Origin of the sequence: Gilliamella sp. N-G2 (genome assembly GCF_002142215.1) — a bacterium.
Classification (GTDB): domain Bacteria; phylum Pseudomonadota; class Gammaproteobacteria; order Enterobacterales; family Orbaceae; genus Gilliamella.
In genome coordinates this window covers 58,153-79,505 of record NZ_NAST01000002.1, presented here as the reverse complement: position 1 = coordinate 79,505, position 21,353 = coordinate 58,153, and the positions used below count along the sequence as shown (strand labels likewise).

Below are 21,353 nucleotides of genomic sequence, written 5' to 3'. Positions count from 1 at the left end.
TTCCTTAATTATTTCTAGTTACCAATTCCACAATGTGCCATCTTCTAGACGAGCAATTGGCAAATAAGCAGGATTGTATGGATATTTTGCAGCAAGTTTTTCATCAAAATCGATTCCTAATCCAGGTTTGTCACTTGGATGCATATAACCATCATTAAAGGTCCAATTAGGAGAGAAAACTTCTAACATCTGTTCGGAATAACCCATAAATTCTTGTACACCAAAGTTAGGTACCCACATATCAAAATGCAGAGCTGCTGCATGACAAATTGGAGATAAATCAGATGGACCATGCGAACCAGTTCTAACTTGATAAAGTGCCGCAAAATCAGCAATCCGGCGCATATGTGTAATACCACCAGCATGAGTTATCGTGGTTCGAATATAATCAATCAGTTGTTCTTCAATTAACTGTTTACAATCCCATATGCTATTGAATACTTCACCGACAGCAATTGGTGTTACGGTATGTTGACGAATTAAACGGAAGCACTCTTGATTTTCTGCTGGTGTGGGATCTTCCATCCAAAATAGACGATAGTCTTCAATACTTTTGCCAAATCGAGCTGCTTCAATTGGGGTTAAACGATGGTGCATGTCATGCAATAGATGTTCATTAAAACCAAATTTATTTCTTACTGCCTCAAATAATTTTGGTGTGAAATCAAGATATTTGTCAGTTGCCCAAAATTGCTCTTCTGGATAGTTACCTCGAGTAGCCGGTTCGTAAGCTAAGTTTTTACCTTTACTTTGACCGTATGTGGTCTTCATTCCCGGAATACCACATTGAACGCGAATGGCTTTGAAGCCCATCTCTTTATGTTTAGCATAATCATCTAGCGCTTCTTCAATATCTTTACCTGTGGTATGGCAATAAACCATAACACCAGTACGTGAAGCACCACCCAATAATTGATAAAGTGGCATATTGGCGACTTTGCCTTTGATATCCCATAACGCCATATCAATGGCCGATATCGCCGACATGGTCACCGGCCCACGACGCCAATAAGCACCTTTATAAAAATATTGAAAGATATCTTCTATTTGACTAGCATCTCGCCCGATTAATTGGGGGCAAAGATGATCTTTAAGATATGATGCGACAGATAATTCTCGTCCGTTGAGTGTCGCATCACCAACTCCATATACCCCTGAATCTGTAGTGATTTTTAATGTTACAAAGTTCCTTCCTGGACTACACACAAAAACTTCCGCTTTTACGATTTTCATTTAATACCTCTAAAAATGATTAACGAACAAACTTTAATCTAAACAATACTACCATACAAGTAGATTAGAATAATTATGTGATATTGATCACATAATTATTAAATTTATGAGAAATAAGTAATAAAAAACCCCGTTCCTCAATTTTTTTTGAAAATTTTTAAGGAACAGGGTTTTTAAATGTCTAATATAGTATTAGATAGTTTTTTAATAAGTAATTAATTACTTTATATAGCACCGCTTTTTATAATAGAATCGCCAGTCACTCATTAAAACCTCCTTTTTTATAATTATTAAGCATTGGGTACTATTTTGATTCTTCTAATTGATAATTACGATTCTTTTACTTTTAATATCTATGATTACCTTTGCCGTGTGGGAGCCGAAGTTATGGTCATCAAAAATGATGAAAAATCTATTGATGAATTAAAACAATTATCGTTTTCCAAAATGGTCATTTCTCCGGGGCCAGGAACACCCGATAATGCCGGAATATCATTATCGGCGATCAATTGTTTTGCTAATCACTGCCCAATCCTTGGCATTTGTTTAGGTCATCAAGCAATTGCACAATATTTTGGTTATAGCATTGTTAAAGCACCAGTACCAATACATGGTAAAATTGATGAAATTACTCATGATGAACAAGGCTTATTTGTCGGGATTAAAAATCCACTATCTGTAGTAAGGTATCATTCTCTAATTGCCCAAACTAATTTGCCATCAAATGAATCACCTTTAATAGTCACCGCTAAAAATAGGCAAGGATTAATTATGGGATTACGCCATAAAAAACTGCCAATTGAATCGGTACAATTTCACCCTGAGGCAATTAAGACAGAATTTGGTTTAAAAATAATTAGCAACTTTGTTAATGGTAATTAAAATGAAAATTTATATCGATTTTGAAGGTGAACGTAAATGTTTTCGTGATCCAATCAAAATTATAAAACCAAACGATTATAGATCTATTAAAAAGCTCATTGATGAGATAGAAAACTTCACGAATAAAGGTTATTACGCTTGTGGTTATCTTGCTTATGAAAGTGCTATGGGATTTAGTGAAAGCAATAAAACCAAAATTATAAAAAATTCAAATCATGATTTACCATTACTTTTATTTGGTATTTTTGATAAGTATACAAGTGAGCAGATTCCAGATTCAGTTCACTTTTCACCATTATCTTTAAAGTTATCTTGTGATACTGATATTAACGAATATCAGCAAAAAATTGACTTTATTCGTTCGCAAATTGAATTAGGTAATACTTACCAAACCAATTATACCATCCAATTCAGTTCACCATTTAATGGCAATCCTTTAGATTATTATCACTTTCTACAAAAAAATAATCTTGCCAATTATTGTACCTATATAGAATTTGAAAATTATCATATTTTGTCTATATCCCCTGAGCTATTTTTTAAATTAGAAGATAAAACTATTACAACGAAACCAATGAAAGGTACTACCGCACGAGGGTTGACGACACAACAAGATAAACAACAAATAAAGTTGTTGAAATCAGAAAAAAATCTTGCTGAAAATATGATGATTGTTGATTTACTGCGTAATGATTTAAGCAAAATTTCAGAACCTGGTTCGGTAACCGTTCCACATTTATTTACCGCAGAAAAATATCCAACGGTATGGCAACTAACCTCGACTATTCAAGGAATATTAAAAGATAATATTAACTTGTATCAACTTTTGCAAGCACTGTTCCCATGTGGCTCAATCACTGGAGCGCCTAAAGCAAGTACCATGCAAATTATTAGTAATATTGAGAATTCAGCTCGTGGCGTATATTGTGGCTCAATTGGTTATATTGAGCCTTTTATGAAAAAGGCGATATTTAATATTCCAATACGTACCTTAACCATTAATAATCAACAGTTAAATTATGGTGTTGGCGGAGGTATTACCTGGGATTCCAACGCCAATGATGAATATAATGAAGTCTTAGCGAAAACAGCTATTTTGCATAGAACTTTATCTATGCCTGAATATATTATTGAAACCTTATTGCTAGAAAATGGAGAGTTTTTTTTACTTAATGCACATTTGGACAGATTGAATGACTCAACGCAATATTTTGATTTTACATGTGATATTCAAACAATCAAACTGACATTAACGAAGCTAGCCAAAAAATATCCATTAGGAAAATATAAAGTCAGACTTTTGCAATCAAAATCTGGACAATCAGAAATAAGCATAGATTTGCTTACCACCTCAATGGTGATTGATAATATAGCTTTTGCGCCTAAATGTGTCGATAAACACAATGTTTTTCTCTATCATAAAACAAACAATCGGCAACATTTTCCTCAATTGACAATTGGTCAAGAATTTATCAATTATAATCAAAATGATGAAATAACCGAGTTTGTTAATGGTAATATCGCTTTATTAATTAATGATGAATGGATAACGCCTGCCATTACATCAGGATTATTAGCTGGCACAATGCGACAACATTATTTAAATCAGCATAAATTAATTGAGAAAACGATTAACAAAAAAGATATTTTACTGGCCGACAAAATAGCATTTATTAATAGTGTTCGTGGTTGGATTGAGATTGATGAGCAGGTATTTAGTGAATTGAAAAAACAGTTATGATAATTTGAAATCAACTACCGATGACATTCCGCCATTATATAGGCGGAATGTTAAACAATAACTAATATTTGATTGAATTTGCAAATTCAAATTCTTCATCTTGCCAACCTTGCGATAAGGCTTTTACCAGTGCGTCATACCCATTTTTTGCCAATGGCACATGACGATCAATAAATTTAGTCCTAATTTGTCCTTTATTATCTGTCACTACCCAGCGTCCTTTTATCACTGCATCTCCATTATAACTACCATGGAAACCATCAATAAAAAGCTTAATTGTTAAGGTAGGTGTAGTAATAGATTTGGTTGAAACTAAATAATTAGGTAAAAGTTGGGTTAGATCCTGCGCTAATCGATCTGAAAATTGTTGAGACAGTGTCGATGCCCATAAATTATTGGTTGCTGTGACATATTTTATATCTTGTGTTTGTAAAACAATACCTGATTTATTTAAAAAACTGGCTACTTCAATAGACTCAATCCAAATAAACTTATTGGTCGAGTGATTCGTCACTGAATCAACATTAACTAAATTACTCGTTAATTGAAAATAATTTTTTCTTTCGGTATTTGATGAACAACCCACCATTACCGCTAATAATGCTATCAATAGTGTAATTTTAAAACATCGAATCGATTTGAACATTATTTATTTCCTCTGGCTTTTGGTTCTTCATCTTTTTTGTTTGGTGAAGAGAAGATCAATGCGTTACTTTTATTATTTAGCGTATGAAGTAAAGGAGTTAATTCATCCATCATTTGCTGAATTTTCTGTAAACTTTCATTCATTTGTGTATTAAGTTGTGAACCTGGTTGTATTCCTTTCATCGCTTCATTTAATGAACGCATAGCTCTTTGTAAATCTTTTGGCATATTTTGCATCTCTTTACTTGCCATAATTTGATTTATGGTATTCATTAAGCGTTGACTCGATTCTAAGGATTTATTAAATTGCTCCATAGTATTGTTAACAGGTAAACTATTAAAATTATCTAATAATTGCAGTATTTTTGCTTGAATTTGCGCAAATCCAGTTGATGTAGATTCAATCGTATCGTACCCATATTGTTTAGCCAATTTAGTATCATATTTGTCTTTTAACTCTGGATAAAAATCTAAATCAATATAGAGCGCCCCCGTAAACATATTTGAAGTCTTTAATGATGCTCGCAAACCATTTTTTTGCTCATTTATAATTAAATTAGCAATATCTATCTTATCTTCTACCAATTCAGCTAATCTGTCAGGTTCGATTTTGATTAGTATCGGTACTCTTTGATTAAGGATTGATCTTTCTTGCAACATTTCTGTGGTATAAAACGGCACTTTACTTACTGTACCGAGTCTTATGCCATGATATTCAACTGGCGCACCTTCGGTTAAGCCAGAGATTGAATCATTAAGCATGATAATAAATTCCTTATAATCGGTATATTGGGAATCTTGAATTGATTTTCTATCTTCATATAACTTATATACATCATGTTGTTTAGCAGGTTGTCCCAATTTAGCGCCATCAGGTAAATCAAAGCTGATACCGCCTGACATTAGAACATCTAAAGAAGGCACATCTAAGCTGGCACCACGAGAAGATAGCGTTAAATTTATCCCTCCCTCTTTCCAAAAACGTACATTTTCAGTTACTAATGCATCATAAGGCGTGGTAATGAAAATTTGATACTTCATTTTTCGTGCTTCAACATCAAATTCGGATGTCTCAACATTACCGACATGATAGCCGCGAAACATTACTTTAGCGCCACGGGGCACAACACCGCTTTGATCGCTATCTAAATTTAAACGAATTCCTTTTATGCTTGGATCGGATAATGGAGGTGTATCAGACAGCACAAATGGATTGTTTTTAAAGCTATGAGTATCATTACCGGAAACAAGCTCAATATAAACACCGGATAAAATAGTACCTAACCCTGTTACACCATCACGACCAATTTCAGGTTTAACTACCCAAAATATCGAATCATTTTTCAATAGTGGATTCATATCGTTATAAATTCTACCTTTAATTACGACTTGTTTGTAATCATCAGATAATGTCACTTCATCAACAATACCGACATCAACACTACGATTTTTTATCACTGTTTTACCGGCCACAATACCACTTGCATCTTTAGCTAATAAAGTAAAAGAAGTACCTCGATCAGCAAAATGAGCATAGATAATCCATAAACCAACAATTGCGGTAACTATGGGAATAATCCATATTGCTGAAATTGCTCTAATTTTAATTATTTTTGCTAACTTACTTGAGCTTGCCATATTATTCCTATTATTTTATTTTCTAGTTGGTATTCGATCCCATAGCAAACGTGGATCAAATTTTTGGGATGCAATCATTGTAATGATAACAACAGTAGCAAAAAAACTTACCCCTATATCAGGATATACGCCCATCATCTGTTGATTTCTTACTAAAGAACACACGACCGAAACCACAAAGATATCAATCATTGACCATTTACCAATAAATTCAACAGCATTATATAATTTCTTCATTTTTAGACAATTACGTTTTTTCTTATGCTTAACTGCCAAAGCAAAATAACAGAGCAAACTAAGTGAAATAATTTTTAAAATGGGGATAACCACGCTAGCAGCAAAAATAATTAACGCTACCGGTACATCACCAGCTTGCCACATATAAATAACGCCATCCATAATCGTCGAACTTGAAGGTGACCCAAATACTTCAGTAATCATGATGCCAAATAAATTAGCGGGTATATAAATAATCAGTGAAGTGACTAATAGTGCAATCGTCCACTGTATTTTATCCCTTCCTCTAAGTTGGCTTTTTTGTTTACATCTTGGGCATTTAGCATACTCAGTAGGAACCATTGCATGACAACAATTACACAATTTTATATTTTGATAAATTCCTGTTTTACCCACTTGTAACGGTTTTAAGGTAAAATTATTACGGTGGATTTCATTCCATATTTTTCCTGGTGTAAATATTACTAATGCTTTAATATAAAAGAATACAAACAGACAAAATGCCCAAAACGTACCTGTGACACCAATACTGCCATAACTCATTAGTTTAACAAAGCTAACTAAAATTCCAGTTAAAAATATTTCGGGCATACACCAATGTTGGATTTTTTCATAAACAATCAGTAGATCTCTTTTTCGATATTTAGTCAGTTTTATTTTGGAGCAAAGCAATACAATAATAGATAAATTGAGTAATGGAAAAACGAGCACAAATAGAACAAACAGTGCGGAAATATAGCTATATTTATCAAAAAAAAGTGTTTTAGGTATATCCAAAACACTTACACCATTAATATTACCAACTAAATTAATATCAATAAATATAAAACCACAAGCAACAATAAGCATAATTAATGAACAAAATGCATACATTGCCGCACGAAACTTCATATTGTTCTGATTTTTAAACAATGTCGTACTACAGCGAGGACAAGTTGCTTTATGGCCAACTGCAACATCTGTTAATTCGATAACCAAATCACAATGGGAACACAATACATAATCTTGATTATCAACAGTCATCATTTTCCTTTATTTGATAGTTGTATTAATTTGTAAAGATGTTTTTGATTAGCATAACGTTTAGGTATAAAAAATTGCCAATATTTTTTAAACGATTATGTTATGAGGTAATTAATTTAATACATCAATAAGGGCCAAAAGTTTTTTAGTAATAATCATACCAAATGCTTCTTTTTTATGAAAGTATAACCTAATTAAATTAGCATAATTTAATTATTACAATTTTCTAAATGACGATATCAAGATTGTTATTCTAAATAACTACTATGGTAATTTTTAATTTCTTTAGGGAGATGATTTATTAATAAATATTAATAAAATTTGTGAATAATTTCACATAATTAATAAATTTAATATTGTTTATAAAAAAAACTTGATACTGTATAACAATACAGTATAATGTATCTCATATTCTTACTTATTGGAATTTAATTATATGAATGAAAACAAACAACGTGCACTTTCTGCAGCATTAAGCCAAATTGAAAAACAATTTGGTAAAGGTTCAATAATGCGTTTAGGCGATACCCAAACGCTTGATGTGGATGCAGTTTCAACAGGTTCTTTAGGGTTAGATATTGCATTAGGTATCGGTGGCTTACCAATGGGAAGAATTGTTGAAATCTTTGGACCAGAGTCATCAGGTAAAACAACATTAACATTATCAGTTATTGCACAAGCCCAAAAAGAAGGTAAAACCTGTGCATTTATCGATGCTGAACATGCTTTAGATCCAATCTATGCAGCTAAGTTAGGTGTTCAAGTAGATGATTTATTAGTGTCTCAACCTGATACTGGTGAACAAGCGCTTGAAATTTGTGATGCATTGGTTCGTTCAGGTGCAGTTGATGTGATTATTGTCGATTCAGTTGCAGCATTAACGCCAAAAGCAGAAATTGAAGGTGAAATGGGTGATTCGCACATGGGATTACAAGCGCGTTTAATGTCTCAAGCATTACGTAAATTAACCGCTAATATCAAAAATGCAAATTGCCTTGTTGTTTTCATTAACCAGATTCGTATGAAAATTGGTGTAATGTTTGGTAACCCAGAAACAACAACCGGCGGTAATGCCTTAAAATTCTATGCATCTGTTCGTTTAGATATTCGCCGGATTGGAGCAGTAAAAGAAGGCGAAGATGTTATTGGTAGTGATACACGTGTAAAAGTTGTTAAAAATAAAGTAGCCGCGCCATTTAGACAAGCTGAATTCCAGATTCTTTATGGATGTGGTATTTCTAAAGAAGGCGAATTGATCGATTTAGGTGTTAAAAATAAATTAGTCGATAAAGCAGGAGCATGGTATAGCTACAATGGTGAAAAAATAGGTCAAGGTAAAGCAAATTCAATAAAGTTTTTGCAAGAGCATCCTGAAATTGCAAAAGAACTTGAAACTAAATTACGTGAGTTATTATTAAATAGTCCTACTATTTTTGCTGCTGATGATGAAGAGGTTTCGGCAGACGATGAAAGCTTTGAGTAATGGAAAAAAACTAAATAAATTAATTTTAAATAAAGCTGTGCAATTACTTGCACAGCGTGATCATTCATCATGTGAGCTTATCAGAAAACTAACTTTGTTTTTCAGCAAAAAAATAATCTGTTCAGAAGATGATTTTCCAGAACGATTAAGCCAATTAAAAACAGAAATAGCAGATGTAATTGCCTATTGTACTAATCAACGTTGGATGGATGATAAACAATATATTGAAAAATATATTGCTATACGTGCTAATAAAGGTTATGGGAAATATAAAATTGGTTTAGAACTAAAGCAACGAGGTTTATCATCTGATCTTAGTCAAGAGCTATTACATGCAGCTGATATTAATTGGTCTGAAATTGCATATCGACAATTATTAAAAAAATTCAAAGTTATTGAATTAAATAATAATTATCAAAAACAAAAAGTGATGCAATTTTTAACTGCTAGAGGATTTACACAATTTGATGTAAAAACTGTGTATGCTTTATTGACTTAAATAATTATAGTCCCTACAATATCACTCAGAAATTACCCATTATGTAAAAAGCTCTCTAGATCTTTTAAATTTATTCCTTTATTACTTAATAGTAATTAGATAAACCGTTGTATAAAGAATATTTACTTTTCAACTTAAGTTGTAACGGGTATATTACTATGTCTATAAATTTATCGTTTAATATGGAAGTATAAATGAAAAGCACTGCAGAAATTCGTCAAAGTTTTCTTGAATTTTTCCATAGCAAAGGACACGAAATCGTTGCCAGTAGTTCCCTTGTTCCACACAATGATCCAACACTTTTATTTACAAATGCGGGGATGAATCAGTTTAAAGATGTGTTTCTTGGTATTGATAAACGATCTTATACCAGAGCAACAACATCTCAACGTTGTGTAAGAGCTGGGGGAAAACACAATGACCTTGACAATGTAGGTTATACTGCTCGGCATCATACCTTTTTCGAAATGTTAGGTAATTTCAGTTTTGGCGACTATTTTAAACGTGATGCGATTCATTTTGCTTGGGAACTATTAACCAGTGAAAAATGGTTTAATCTTCCTAAAGATCGATTAACGGTTACTGTTTATGCAACAGACGATGAAGCTTTCGCGATTTGGGAAAATGAAGTTGGTATTCCGAAAGAACGTATTATCCGCATAGGTGATAATAAAGGGGCCCCATATGCCTCTGATAATTTCTGGCAAATGGGTGACACTGGGCCTTGTGGACCTTGCACAGAAATTTTTTATGACCATGGTGATCATATTTGGGGCGGACCTCCGGGAAGTGCCCAGGAAGATGGGGATCGATTTATTGAAATTTGGAACCTCGTCTTTATGCAATTTAATCGCCTACCTGATGGCACAATGGAACCTTTACCTAAACCATCAGTTGATACTGGTATGGGGCTTGAACGAATAGCGGCTGTTTTACAACACGTCAATTCTAACTATGATATTGACCTGTTTAAGAAACTAATAAAAGATGCAGCTCAAATCATTCAAACCAAAGATTTAGAAAGTAAATCATTAAGAGTTATTGCTGACCATATTCGTTCTTGTGCTTTTTTAGTTGCTGACGGAGTTTTACCTTCAAACGAAGGACGTGGTTATGTATTACGTCGCATTATTCGTCGCGCAGTGCGTCATGGACATATGTTAGGAGCTAAAGATATTTTCTTCTATAAATTGGTTAAACCATTAATTGAAGTAATGGGAAGTGCCGCTAATGAATTAGCAAATAACCAAAAATTAGTTGAAGATACGCTTAAGATTGAAGAAGAGCAGTTCTTAAAAACATTGGAACGAGGTCTATTTCTACTTGATCAAGAGTTAAGTAGAATTACTGACAACGTATTACCAGGTGATATTGCGTTTAAACTTTATGATACTTATGGCTTTCCATTAGATTTAACCGCTGATGTCTGCCGTGAGAAGAATATCACTATTGATGAAAATGGTTTTAATCAATGCATGGAAGAACAACGAAAACGAGCTCGTGAATCCAGTTCATTTAGTGTTGATTATAGCAATATGATTAAACTTGATGATAAAACTGAATTTTTAGGTTATCAATCTAATGAAGCCTCAGGAAAAGTAATTGCTATTTTCCAAAATGGCAATAAAGTAGAGGCGATCAATGCGGGTGACGAAGCTGTTGTTATTCTAGATAAAACGCCATTTTATGGTGAGTCTGGTGGCCAAGTTGGTGATAAAGGTGTTCTAACTTCTGCTGATTTAGTATTTGACGTCACTGACAGCCAAAAATACGGCAAAAGTATTGGTCACATAGGTAAAACTACCAAAGGTGCATTAAAAGTTGGAGATGTAGTAATCGCTGCAATTGATGTAGAAATACGCGAACGTATTCGTCGTAATCATTCAGCAACACATCTATTACAAGCAGCTTTACAAACTATTTTAGGAAACCATGTACATCAAAAAGGTTCTTTAGTTAACGATAGTTATCTTCGGTTTGACTTTTCACATAATCAAGCCATAACACCAGAACAAATTGTCGAAATAGAAAATTTAGTTAATCAGCAAATTCGACGAAACTTACCGGTAGACATAGAATTAATGCCTATTGATGAGGCTAAAAATAGAGGTGCCATGGCACTATTTGGTGAAAAATACGAAGATATCGTTAGAGTATTAACCATGGGTGATTTCTCTATTGAGCTTTGTGGTGGTACCCATGTTGATAGAACTGGAGATATAGGTTTATTTAAAATTATTTCTGAGTCAAGTATTGCATCAGGAGTACGTCGTATTGAAGCTACATCAGGTCAAAATGCGATGGAATATATCCACCATGAATCCAATTTATTAAACCAAATTGGATTCATGGTTAAAAGTGATAAATCAGCTGTTTTATCAAGAATTGAACAGCTACTTGATCAAACCAAAACATTAGAGAAAGCAATTGAACGCTTGAAAACCGAACAAGCTAGCCAACAAAGTGAGCAATTGCTTAATCAATGTGAAAAAATTAATAATAAAAACTTACTAATTGCTAAAATCGATAACGTCGAAGCCAAAATGTTACGTACAATGATTGATGATCTGAAAAATCAATTAAAAAGTTGTGTAATTATTTTGGCTGCTGTCAATGATGGCAAAATTAATTTAGCAGCTGGTGTAAGCAATGATTTATTAAACATTGTTAAAGCTGGCGAATTAGTATCTCAATTAGCATCAAAAGTAGGTGGTAAAGGCGGTGGGCGGCCTGATTTCGCTCAAGCAGGTGGAATGGATCTTTCGGCGTTACCAGAAGCGTTATCTTCTGTAAAAAAGGAAATCAGTAATAAATTACAAGCAAGTTAGCCAGAAATACTCCAATTTTTGTTAATTAGGCATTAGTGTATTTCTGTAAAATTCCGTCTTTCTGTCTTATTTGATGGGAGGCTGACGAAGCTATATCTTAAAATTGTTTGGATATATACTTAACTGATATTAGGAGATCTAATGTTAATTTTAACTAGGAGAGTAGGTGAAACACTTATCATTGGTGACGATGTTGTTATTACCGTATTGGGCGTGAAAGGTAATCAGGTCAGAGTCGGTATTAACGCACCTAAAGAAGTTTCTATTCATAGAGAAGAAATCTACAATAGAATTCATCAATCACAAGACAAAGTTGATGAATTAGTTCTACCCAAAGAGTAATATTGGGCACTAAATAAACAACCAGCACGTGTTCGCAAAAAAATGTTTGACTTATTTTTTGTAGAACGTAATATGTGCGCCACACATTATGATTTTGTTGTTCAAACAGAGTCATAATGTTTTGGTGAGATGGCCGAGAGGCTGAAGGCGCTCCCCTGCTAAGGGAGTATGCGGTCAAAAGCTGCATCGAGGGTTCGAATCCCTCTCTCACCGCCATTTTAAAAATTAAAATATGCATCCGTAGCTCAGCTGGATAGAGTACCCGGCTACGAACCGGGCGGTCAGGGGTTCGAATCCCTTCGGATGCACCATTTTAAAAATCTAATACGCATCCGTAGCTCAGCTGGATAGAGTACCCGGCTACGAACCGGGCGGTCAGGGGTTCGAATCCCTTCGGATGCACCATTTTTTTACGAACTTACAAGCATCCGTAGCTCAGCTGGATAGAGCACTCGGCTTCGAACCGAGCGGTCAGGGGTTCGAATCCCTTCGGGTGCGCCATTTCGGTTGAATCCCGATATAATTCTAGTATACTAAGTTCACAAATTTCATAAGTGTTATTTATTTTTTATTTCTATATTTGGTTAACTATAATAAAATAAAAAAATAACATTGATAAACAATAATGGATTTTTTATGTTGGACCCAAATTTACTTCGAAACGAATTAGATCTTGTTGCTAACAAACTAGCACGTCGTGGATTTAAATTAGATGTTGAAACCATTCGACAATTAGAAGAAAAGCGCAAAACATTACAAGTTGAAACTGAAAACTTACAAGCACAGCGTAATGCTCGCTCTAAAGCAATTGGAGAAGCTAAAGCACGTGGTGAAGATATTTCAGCAGTACGAGAAGAAGTAAACAAATTAGGAGAAAAACTTAACAGTGCTAAAGCAGAGTTAGATATCCTCCTAAATCAAATTAAAGATATCGCCTCCAACATTCCTAATGTTCCTGATGACTCGGTACCTGATGGTAAAGATGAAAACGATAATGTTGAAGTATCTCGTTTCGGAACGCCAAGAAGCTTTGATTTTCCAATTCAAGATCATGTCGCTTTAGGTGAACGTTTTGGTAGTCTGGATTTCGCAGCCGGCGTAAAACTTACCGGTGCACGCTTTGTGGTGATGAAATCACAATTAGCTCGCTTACATCGAGCTATTGCACAATTTATGTTAGACCTGCATACCGAACAACATGGCTACGCGGAAATTTATGTTCCTTATCTTGTGAACCATGCAACCCTTTTTGGTACTGGTCAATTACCTAAGTTTGCCGGTGATCTATTCCATACAAAACCTCTTGATGAAGAATCTGAAAGTAGTAATTATGCCTTGATTCCTACGGCTGAAGTTCCTGTTACGAATTTAGTCCGTGACGAGATTCTTGATGAAAGTGTTTTACCAATGAAGATGACCGCTCACACGCCTTGTTTCCGTTCTGAAGCTGGATCTTATGGTAAAGATACTCGCGGTTTGATTCGTATGCATCAATTTGATAAAGTTGAATTGGTACAAATTGTTAAACCTGAAGAATCAATGAAAGCGTTAGAAGAACTAACCGCTCATGCTGAAAAAGTTTTACAATTATTAGAACTACCATATCGTAAAATTATCCTTTGTACAGGTGATATGGGCTTTGGTTCCTGTAAAACTTATGATCTTGAAGTTTGGGTTCCTGCACAAAATACTTATCGAGAAATCTCCTCTTGTTCAAATATGTGGGATTTTCAAGCTCGTCGTATGCAAGCACGTTATCGCAATAAAACTGATAATAAAACTTATTTAGTACATACCCTAAATGGTTCAGGTTTAGCGGTTGGACGAACTCTTGTAGCCATCATGGAAAACTACCAGCAAGCCGATGGTACAATCAAAGTACCATCAGTATTAGTGCCGTATATGAATGGTCTTGAAGTCATTGGCTAACATGAATTTCTTATATTCGTAATAGCGCTATCAATTAGCGCTATTTTTTTATTAATCTAGGTGAATAAGATGATAAAAGGTGTTGCACTATCAATACTGGCATCATGTCTTTTTGGGTTGCTTTATTATTACCCGGTATTATTACAACCTTTATCAGTCGTCGACATTTTTTGTTGGCGGTTATTAACATCTTTTCCCGCTATAGTGGTATTAATTTTTATTGAAAAGCAGTGGTCATCAATATCAGTCTTATTTATACGAATTAAAAATCAACCATTCCTTTTAGTGGGATTGTTGTTTTCTTCATTTTTACTTACTATCCAGATGTTGATCTTTATTTGGGCGCCAATAAATGGCCACGGATTATCTGCTTCGCTAGGCTACTTTTTATTGCCATTAAGTATGGTCGTTTTTGGCCAAATTTTCTATAAAGAAAGACTCAGTATTTTTCAAAAAATTGCGGTTGTTCTCGCCGGCATTGGTGTCATTCTAGAAATCTACATTACTGGTGCATTCTCGTGGGAAACCGCGGTTATTGCCTTAGGCTACCCTATCTACTTTATGACACGCCGTAAACTACAAATAGAGGGGATTTCTGGAACCTTTTCAGATTTCTTTTTTATATTTCTTGGATGCCTTATTTATTTTATTCTAAATTATCCCTTCAATCGCATTATTAGTGATCTATCACACTTTCATATTTTTATTCCAATGCTAGGTATTATTACTGCTATCGCTTTTGCCATGTATTTCGTTGCCAGACGACTATTACCACTCGGATTATTTGGACTACTAGGCTACGTAGAACCAGTCTTACTTACCCTTGTTTCAGTACTATTTTTGCATGAATCAGTATCTAGTGAACATATTGTGTCATACGGACTGATTTGGTTATCCGTTTGTGTCCTAGCGCTTGAAGGTACTCTATATCTACTACGCGCGATAAGACGAAATAGATTAAAATAGAAAGTTAAAAGGCACTATTATAAGCACCTTATTTGTATTGAAGGCTTTTATTTACTAAATGTTACATATTGTCCGTAGCTTTCTATAATTGATTGAATTCGATCTAACGTTTCTCTTGGGGGAGCTTCCACTCCGTCCAACATATATTTGTCACCAAGAGTTTCCCATTTATAAGCACCAAGTTTATGGTATGGTAATAACTCTACCCTTTCTATATTTTCCATCCCTTGAATAAACTGACCAAGTAAATGTGCTGAATTATCATCATCTGTCCAACCAGGTACAACGACATAACGGATCCATGTTCTTTTATTAATCTTTTGTAGATATTTAGCAAAATCTAGAACTCGTTTATTAGGAACTCCAACTAATTTTTTATGTATCTCATCATTTATCTGCTTCAAATCTAACATGACAAGATCAGTAACTTCCATTAACTCTTCAATAGTATGATCTAGCAGCCTTGCATAGCCATTAGTATCTAAACATGTATGAATGCCTTCTTCATGACAAGCTCTAAACCATTGCGTGATAAATTCTGATTGTAAGGTGGCTTCTCCTCCAGATGCTGTTACACCACCTCCATTAGGCATTATAAAGCTTTTATAAGTAATAATTTCTTTCATCAATTCATCAACAGTGACTTCACGCCCAGCTTTTAAATCCCATGTATCACGGTTGTGGCAATACAAGCAACGCATTAAGCAACCTTGAAAAAAGACAATAAAGCGAATACCTGGTCCATCGACAGTTCCAAATGATTCAAAAGAGTGAATACGGCCTTTAATGGGCTGTTTAGTTGTCATAATTATATTTTGTTCCATAACAATTCTCTAATAATTGCTTACATTGCTATTTTTTTATTCTAACTCAGTTCTTATAATTTTTTCACCAATTATATCAATAAGCGTTTCAAACTTAATTATACCGAATCAATTATTAAGACCATTAAATATCATCAAACAATTCGATGAATTTTACTAAAAAAATAGCGTCCTTTATGGACGCTATTTTAATTAAGTTTACGTATTAACTAATTACATTGATTGAGTAAAAGTACGTGTGATAACGTCTTTTTGTTGCTCTTTAGTTAATGAATTGAAACGTACTGCATATCCAGAAACACGAATAGTTAATTGTGGATATTTTTCTGGGTGTTCCATCGCATCTAATAATGTTTCACGATTTAACACGTTAACATTTAAATGTTGACCACCTTCAACTGTTGCTTCGTGATGGAAGTAACCATCCATTAAGCCAGCTAAGTTACGTTTACGTGAGTCATCGTCTTTACCTAATGCATTAGGAACGATTGAAAAAGTATATGAAATACCATCTTTCGCATAAGCAAATGGTAATTTAGCCACAGAAGTTAATGAAGCAACCGCACCTTTTTGGTCACGTCCGTGCATTGGGTTAGCACCTGGTCCAAATGGCGCACCAGCACGACGTCCGTCTGGAGTGTTACCTGTTTTCTTACCATATACTACGTTTGAAGTAATAGTTAACACAGACTGAGTAGGAATTGCATTACGATAAGTTTTAAGTTTTTGAATTTTCTTCATGAAACGTTCAACTAAATCAACTGCAATATCATCAACACGTGGATCATTGTTACCGAATTGTGGATATTCACCTTCGATTTCGAAGTCAACTGCTAAACCGTCTTCATCACGAATAGTTTTTACTTTCGCATATTTAATTGCAGATAAAGAGTCAGCTGCAACAGAAAGACCTGCAATACCACATGCCATAGTACGAATAATATCACGATCGTGTAACGCCATTAATGAAGCTTCATAACTATATTTGTCGTGCATATAGTGAATAGCATTTAATGCAGTCACGTATTGTTTTGCTAACCAATCCATGAAGTGATCTAAACGAGCGAACACTTTGTCAAAATCAAGATATTCATCAGTAATTGGATCTTCTTTAGGACCAACTTGCATTTTTAATTTCTCATCCACACCACCATTGATTGCGTATAGAAGAGTTTTTGCAAGGTTAGCACGAGCACCAAAGAATTGCATTTGTTTACCAACAATCATTGGGCTTACACAACATGCAATAGCATAGTCATCGTTGTTAAAATCTGGACGCATTAAATCATCATTTTCATATTGTAATGATGAAGTATCGATAGATACTTTAGATGCAAATTCTTTAAATCCAGAAGGTAATTGTTCAGACCAAAGAATTGTCATATTTGGTTCTGGAGAAGGACCCATTGTATATAGAGTATTTAAGAAACGGAAAGATGTTTTAGTAACAAGTGTACGTCCGTCAACACCCATACCTGCAATAGATTCTGTTGCCCAAATTGGGTCACCTGAGAATAATTCATCATATTCAGGAGTACGTAAGAAACGAACCATACGTAATTTCATAACGAAGTGGTCAACAATTTCTTGCGCTTCTTTTTCGGTAATTAAACCAGCTGCTAAATCACGTTGGAAATAGATATCAAAGAAAGTAGAAGTACGACCAAGAGACATAGCCGCACCATTTTGAGATTTAACCGCAGCTAAATAACCAAAATAAGTCCATTGAACAGCTTCTTGTGCATTAGTTGCTGGTGCTGAAATATCGAAACCATATTTCGCTGCCATTTCTTTAATTTGACCAAGTGCACGATGTTGTTCTGCAATTTCTTCACGACGTTGCATAGTCATTGGTAAATCAACACCATTTTCAAAGTCAGCTTGTAATGAAGTAAATTGTGCAAATTTATCTTGCATTAAGTAATCGATACCGTAAAGAGCAACACGACGGTAGTCACCAATAATACGACCACGACCATAAGCATCAGGTAGACCAGTAATAACACCTGATTTACGGCAACGAAGAATATCTGGAGTATAAATATCAAACACACCTTGATTGTGAGTTTTACGATAATCAGTAAAGATTTTTTTGACTAATGGATCTAAAGTTCTATTGTAAGCTTTACAAGAGTTTTCAATCATCTTAATACCACCAAACGGGATAATTGCACGTTTTAATGGTTTTTCAGTTTGTAAACCGACAATCTTCTCTAAATCCTTTTCTATGTAACCTGCGTCATGAGCAGTAATAGTAGAAATTACACTTGTATCAAAATCAACTGGTGTATGAGTGGAGTTTTCAAATTTGATACCTTCCATCACTTTATCCCACAATTTAGTGGTTGCTTCTGTAGCGCCAGCTAAGAAAGATTCATCACCCTCATAAGGTGTGTAATTTTTTTGAATGAAATCGCGAACATTGACATTACTTTGCCAGTCACCCTCTTTAAATCCTTTCCAAGCCTTTGCTTGTACTTCGTTTAAATTACTCATAGTTATTAACCTCAGGTTTACAAAAATATCTATCTACTCTTAAATAAGGGTAAATATTATAAAATCAATGTGGCCCACGTAAATGTAAAGCCCAATTAGGAAGGGCGACTAATAAGCCCCCTAAAATATTCCCGATAGTAACAGGAATTAAATTATTTACGATAAAATGCTCAACTGTTAGTGCTTTAAAGGTATCAGGAGAGACCCCGGTAGCAGCCCAAAACTCTGGTGACGCAAAATTATTAATTACAATTCCCATAGGAATCATAAACATATTTGCAATACTATGTTCAAAACCACTAGCGACAAACATCGCCACAGGTAACACCATAATTAGCATTTTATCGAGTAAACTGCGACCAGCATAACTCATCCAAGCAGCTAAACACACCATTAAATTAGCTAATAAACCAAGGAACACCGCTTCGATAAAAGTATGGTGTAATTTATGATCTGCAGTTTGTAACACATTTAATCCCCACAAACCATTAGCAACCATATATTGCCCAGAAAACCAAATAATTGCTACAAACAGTATAGCACCAATAAAGTTACCAATATAGACAAAAATCCAGTTACGAAACATTTTTACCCAACTAATTCTATGCGTCATTTTAGGTAGAATAGTTAAAATGGTTGAAGTAAATAGATCCGTTCCACAACATACAACAAGCATCAAACCAAGCGAGAAACAGATACCGCCAACTAATTTAGCAAGTCCGAAAGCAACGGTTGCTGTACCGGTTGTAGCTGTAATATAGAAAACAAATGCAATAGAAATGAAAACACCTGCAAGAATAGCAGATAAGATAGTACTACTAGGGTGTTTATTCACTTTATAGTTGCCAAGTTCCTCGGCGATTTGGGTCATTTGTGCGGGAGAAAATGAGTCCACAAGCTTATCATTACTCAATGTTGACATCCTCAGAAAAAATAGGGTCTTATGAGAAGCATAGTATACTCAAAAAATGAAGTAGATCACGTTTTTTTTATTAAAAATCTTTAAAACTAAAAAAATCATAAGTTAATAATTATATTAATCACTTACAACTTAGCCACTTTTTGATAGCCTCAATTTAGGTTAGATAAAGTGGCTAATAATCGTCTATTTCATGATTACTTATTATCAAGAATTTTACTAACTTTGATAAGATAATTTCGTGACTCTTGAGAAACATGTGAAGTCACTAATTTTCGATAAACTTGTTGAGGTGTCATGGAATTAATAATATTAATTGCTTCATTTCGATCATCAGAAAACGTGCGTAATACACTACCAGCACCACCATTGTAAGAGGTAATCATCGCATATCGTAATGAAATTGGATTATTTATGCCCGCTAAGTATTTCGTTTTTAACAAAGATAAATAAGCCGTTCCCATATCAACATTATTACGAGGATCGAGTAAAAATTGTCGACTAGGTTCACCTGATTTACCTCGCATCTTGAAGATATCACGGCCAGCAGTATGTTGTTGTACTTGCATTAATCCTAATGCATCTGTACGACTAACAGCATAAGGGTTGAAGGCAGATTCAACTTCCATAATCGCTAAAATCAATCGTTCATCAATAAAGTAACGATTTGATGCCTCAGTAACTAAAGGTAGGAATTTTCGTGCACGTTGACTAATGTGATTTGGAACAAGTTTAATTTCAACATAAGTGATTTTATGAGATCCAGATGAGCGGACTTTCAAATTGTTGCCAAGCAAATAATCGGCAAAACTACTTGCTCTACCACTCCAACGAATTGGTTGTCTTTCTTGATCAAGAACCTGATTGTATAAAAAAGGTTCTTCAGATAAATTCTGACTTATTTTATCTCGCCTTATAATATCAACCGGTTCAGGCATAAGTAATGTTGATACAATCGCTTCCTTCAAATTATCAATAGGTGCATCAGATAAAGTTTCAATGGTAATTATCCCTGAAACAAAGTTGATATGAACTCGAGTTTGTAAATTATCTTCATACTGAACATAATCTTTAGGGCCAGCGATAAGGACCTCTTTAGGTCCCCAGATTTGTTCTATATTATTAGCGTACTGACTTATTAAAATATTAAATGCGTTGGTATCTTTTACATAATAGTCTTCGTCAGTTTTTTTGTTATTTGATCCGGGACAGGCTGTTAATAAAGTTACTGAAATGAGTAATGTAAAAATTTTAAAATTGTTTTTCATCGTTAGGCTCTCAATTTTCAGATTTATATCCATCAATAATCACGTTTCCACCTTCAAACAAAAACTTCACCATTTCGGTTTCAATCTTTTTACGATGTTCCAAATTCATCATATTAAGTTTATTTTCATTAATTAACATTGTTTGTTTTTTTATCCATTCTTGCCAAGCTAACTTAGAAATTTCATTATAAATACGCTTACCTAGCTCTCCAGGATAAAGCTGAAAATCTAGACCTTCGGACTCTTCTTTTAGATAATGGCAATAAATAATACGACTCATATTTATTCCTATTTTGGTAAGGATCATTAATTAACCGTTGATTATACCCGAAAATAATTATAGAAAAGAATAAAATATATAACTTTCTTTGAAATGAATATAAATTCAATAATTATGAAT

Annotated in this window: 17 protein-coding genes and 4 tRNA genes; 12 read left to right on the top strand and 9 right to left on the bottom strand. The window is 34.2% G+C overall.

Going from position 1 to position 21,353, the window contains the following annotated elements; genetic code table 11:
• Positions 1-18 precede the first annotated feature (18 nt).
• Positions 19-1,233 carry a D-mannonate dehydratase ManD gene (manD, locus tag B6C99_RS01460; protein ID WP_034902860.1) on the bottom strand — a complete coding sequence of 405 codons (1,215 nt, stop codon included), beginning with the start codon at positions 1,231-1,233 and terminating at the stop codon, positions 19-21.
• A gap of 309 nt (positions 1,234-1,542) precedes the next feature.
• Between manD and B6C99_RS01455 the strand changes: the two genes are divergently transcribed.
• The gene (locus B6C99_RS01455) at positions 1,543-2,115 is read left to right on the top strand and encodes an aminodeoxychorismate/anthranilate synthase component II (RefSeq protein WP_086358204.1); all 573 of its coding nucleotides are present in this window, start codon (positions 1,543-1,545) and stop codon (positions 2,113-2,115) included.
• 1 nt (position 2,116) lies between these two features.
• Complete coding sequence (gene pabB / locus B6C99_RS01450; RefSeq protein ID WP_158092420.1) at positions 2,117-3,856, top strand: aminodeoxychorismate synthase component I; 1,740 nt, start codon at positions 2,117-2,119, stop codon at positions 3,854-3,856.
• A 61-nt stretch (positions 3,857-3,917) separates the two neighbouring features.
• On the opposite strand, the gene B6C99_RS01445 is transcribed toward pabB, so the two are convergent.
• From B6C99_RS01445 to B6C99_RS01435, 3 genes are read right to left on the bottom strand one after another with little or no spacing between them, the layout of a single operon-like run.
• Complete coding sequence (locus tag B6C99_RS01445; RefSeq protein WP_086358202.1) at positions 3,918-4,502, bottom strand: ABC-type transport auxiliary lipoprotein family protein; 585 nt, start codon at positions 4,500-4,502, stop codon at positions 3,918-3,920.
• Complete coding sequence (gene pqiB / locus B6C99_RS01440) at positions 4,502-6,139, bottom strand: intermembrane transport protein PqiB (protein WP_086358201.1); 1,638 nt, start codon at positions 6,137-6,139, stop codon at positions 4,502-4,504. Before pqiB ends, B6C99_RS01445 begins: the two co-directional genes overlap by 1 nt.
• 15 nt (positions 6,140-6,154) lie before the next feature.
• Positions 6,155-7,399 (bottom strand): PqiA/YebS family transporter subunit, encoded by a 1,245-nt coding sequence (locus B6C99_RS01435; protein WP_158092419.1) that lies wholly within the window; start codon positions 7,397-7,399, stop codon positions 6,155-6,157.
• 436 nt (positions 7,400-7,835) lie between these two features.
• Between B6C99_RS01435 and recA the strand changes: the two genes are divergently transcribed.
• The 10 genes from recA (at position 7,836) to rarD (ending at position 15,446) form a co-directional block, all read left to right on the top strand.
• Positions 7,836-8,882 (top strand): recombinase RecA, encoded by a 1,047-nt coding sequence (gene recA / locus B6C99_RS01430; protein ID WP_086358199.1) that lies wholly within the window; start codon positions 7,836-7,838, stop codon positions 8,880-8,882.
• Positions 8,866-9,381 carry a regulatory protein RecX gene (locus tag B6C99_RS01425; RefSeq protein WP_158092418.1) on the top strand — a complete coding sequence of 172 codons (516 nt, stop codon included), beginning with the start codon at positions 8,866-8,868 and terminating at the stop codon, positions 9,379-9,381. Before recA ends, B6C99_RS01425 begins: the two co-directional genes overlap by 17 nt.
• A gap of 194 nt (positions 9,382-9,575) precedes the next feature.
• Positions 9,576-12,209, top strand: coding sequence for an alanine--tRNA ligase (gene alaS, locus B6C99_RS01420; RefSeq protein ID WP_086358197.1), 2,634 nt, complete (start codon positions 9,576-9,578; stop codon positions 12,207-12,209).
• Between the two features lie 141 nt (positions 12,210-12,350).
• On the top strand, positions 12,351-12,551 hold the full coding sequence (csrA, locus tag B6C99_RS01415) for a carbon storage regulator CsrA (RefSeq protein WP_086358196.1): 201 nt from the start codon (positions 12,351-12,353) through the stop codon (positions 12,549-12,551).
• Positions 12,552-12,674: 123 nt separating this feature from the next.
• Positions 12,675-12,767, top strand: a tRNA-Ser gene (locus tag B6C99_RS01410).
• A gap of 18 nt (positions 12,768-12,785) precedes the next feature.
• Positions 12,786-12,862 (top strand) — tRNA-Arg (locus B6C99_RS01405).
• Between the two features lie 17 nt (positions 12,863-12,879).
• Positions 12,880-12,956, top strand: a tRNA-Arg gene (locus B6C99_RS01400).
• Between the two features lie 19 nt (positions 12,957-12,975).
• Positions 12,976-13,052 (top strand) — tRNA-Arg (locus B6C99_RS01395).
• A 135-nt stretch (positions 13,053-13,187) separates the two neighbouring features.
• On the top strand, positions 13,188-14,480 hold the full coding sequence (gene serS / locus B6C99_RS01390; protein ID WP_086358195.1) for a serine--tRNA ligase: 1,293 nt from the start codon (positions 13,188-13,190) through the stop codon (positions 14,478-14,480).
• Between the two features lie 69 nt (positions 14,481-14,549).
• On the top strand, positions 14,550-15,446 hold the full coding sequence (rarD, locus tag B6C99_RS01385; RefSeq protein WP_086358194.1) for an EamA family transporter RarD: 897 nt from the start codon (positions 14,550-14,552) through the stop codon (positions 15,444-15,446).
• A gap of 47 nt (positions 15,447-15,493) precedes the next feature.
• Here the strand turns inward: rarD and pflA are convergent, their stop codons facing one another.
• The 5 genes from pflA to B6C99_RS01360 form a co-directional block, all read right to left on the bottom strand.
• Positions 15,494-16,252 carry a pyruvate formate lyase 1-activating protein gene (gene pflA, locus B6C99_RS01380; RefSeq protein ID WP_086358308.1) on the bottom strand — a complete coding sequence of 253 codons (759 nt, stop codon included), beginning with the start codon at positions 16,250-16,252 and terminating at the stop codon, positions 15,494-15,496.
• A 231-nt stretch (positions 16,253-16,483) separates the two neighbouring features.
• Complete coding sequence (gene pflB / locus B6C99_RS01375; RefSeq protein ID WP_086358193.1) at positions 16,484-18,766, bottom strand: formate C-acetyltransferase; 2,283 nt, start codon at positions 18,764-18,766, stop codon at positions 16,484-16,486.
• Positions 18,767-18,830: 64 nt separating this feature from the next.
• The gene (gene focA / locus B6C99_RS01370; RefSeq protein WP_216819339.1) at positions 18,831-19,679 is read right to left on the bottom strand and encodes a formate transporter FocA; all 849 of its coding nucleotides are present in this window, start codon (positions 19,677-19,679) and stop codon (positions 18,831-18,833) included.
• Positions 19,680-19,882: 203 nt separating this feature from the next.
• A complete protein-coding gene (gene mltC / locus B6C99_RS01365) occupies positions 19,883-20,953 on the bottom strand; it encodes a membrane-bound lytic murein transglycosylase MltC (protein WP_086358307.1) in 1,071 nt (356 codons plus the stop codon).
• A gap of 10 nt (positions 20,954-20,963) precedes the next feature.
• Entirely contained in the window at positions 20,964-21,233 is a 270-nt protein-coding gene (locus B6C99_RS01360) for an oxidative damage protection protein (protein ID WP_086358191.1), read from the bottom strand.
• Between the last annotated feature and the right edge of the window lie 120 nt (positions 21,234-21,353).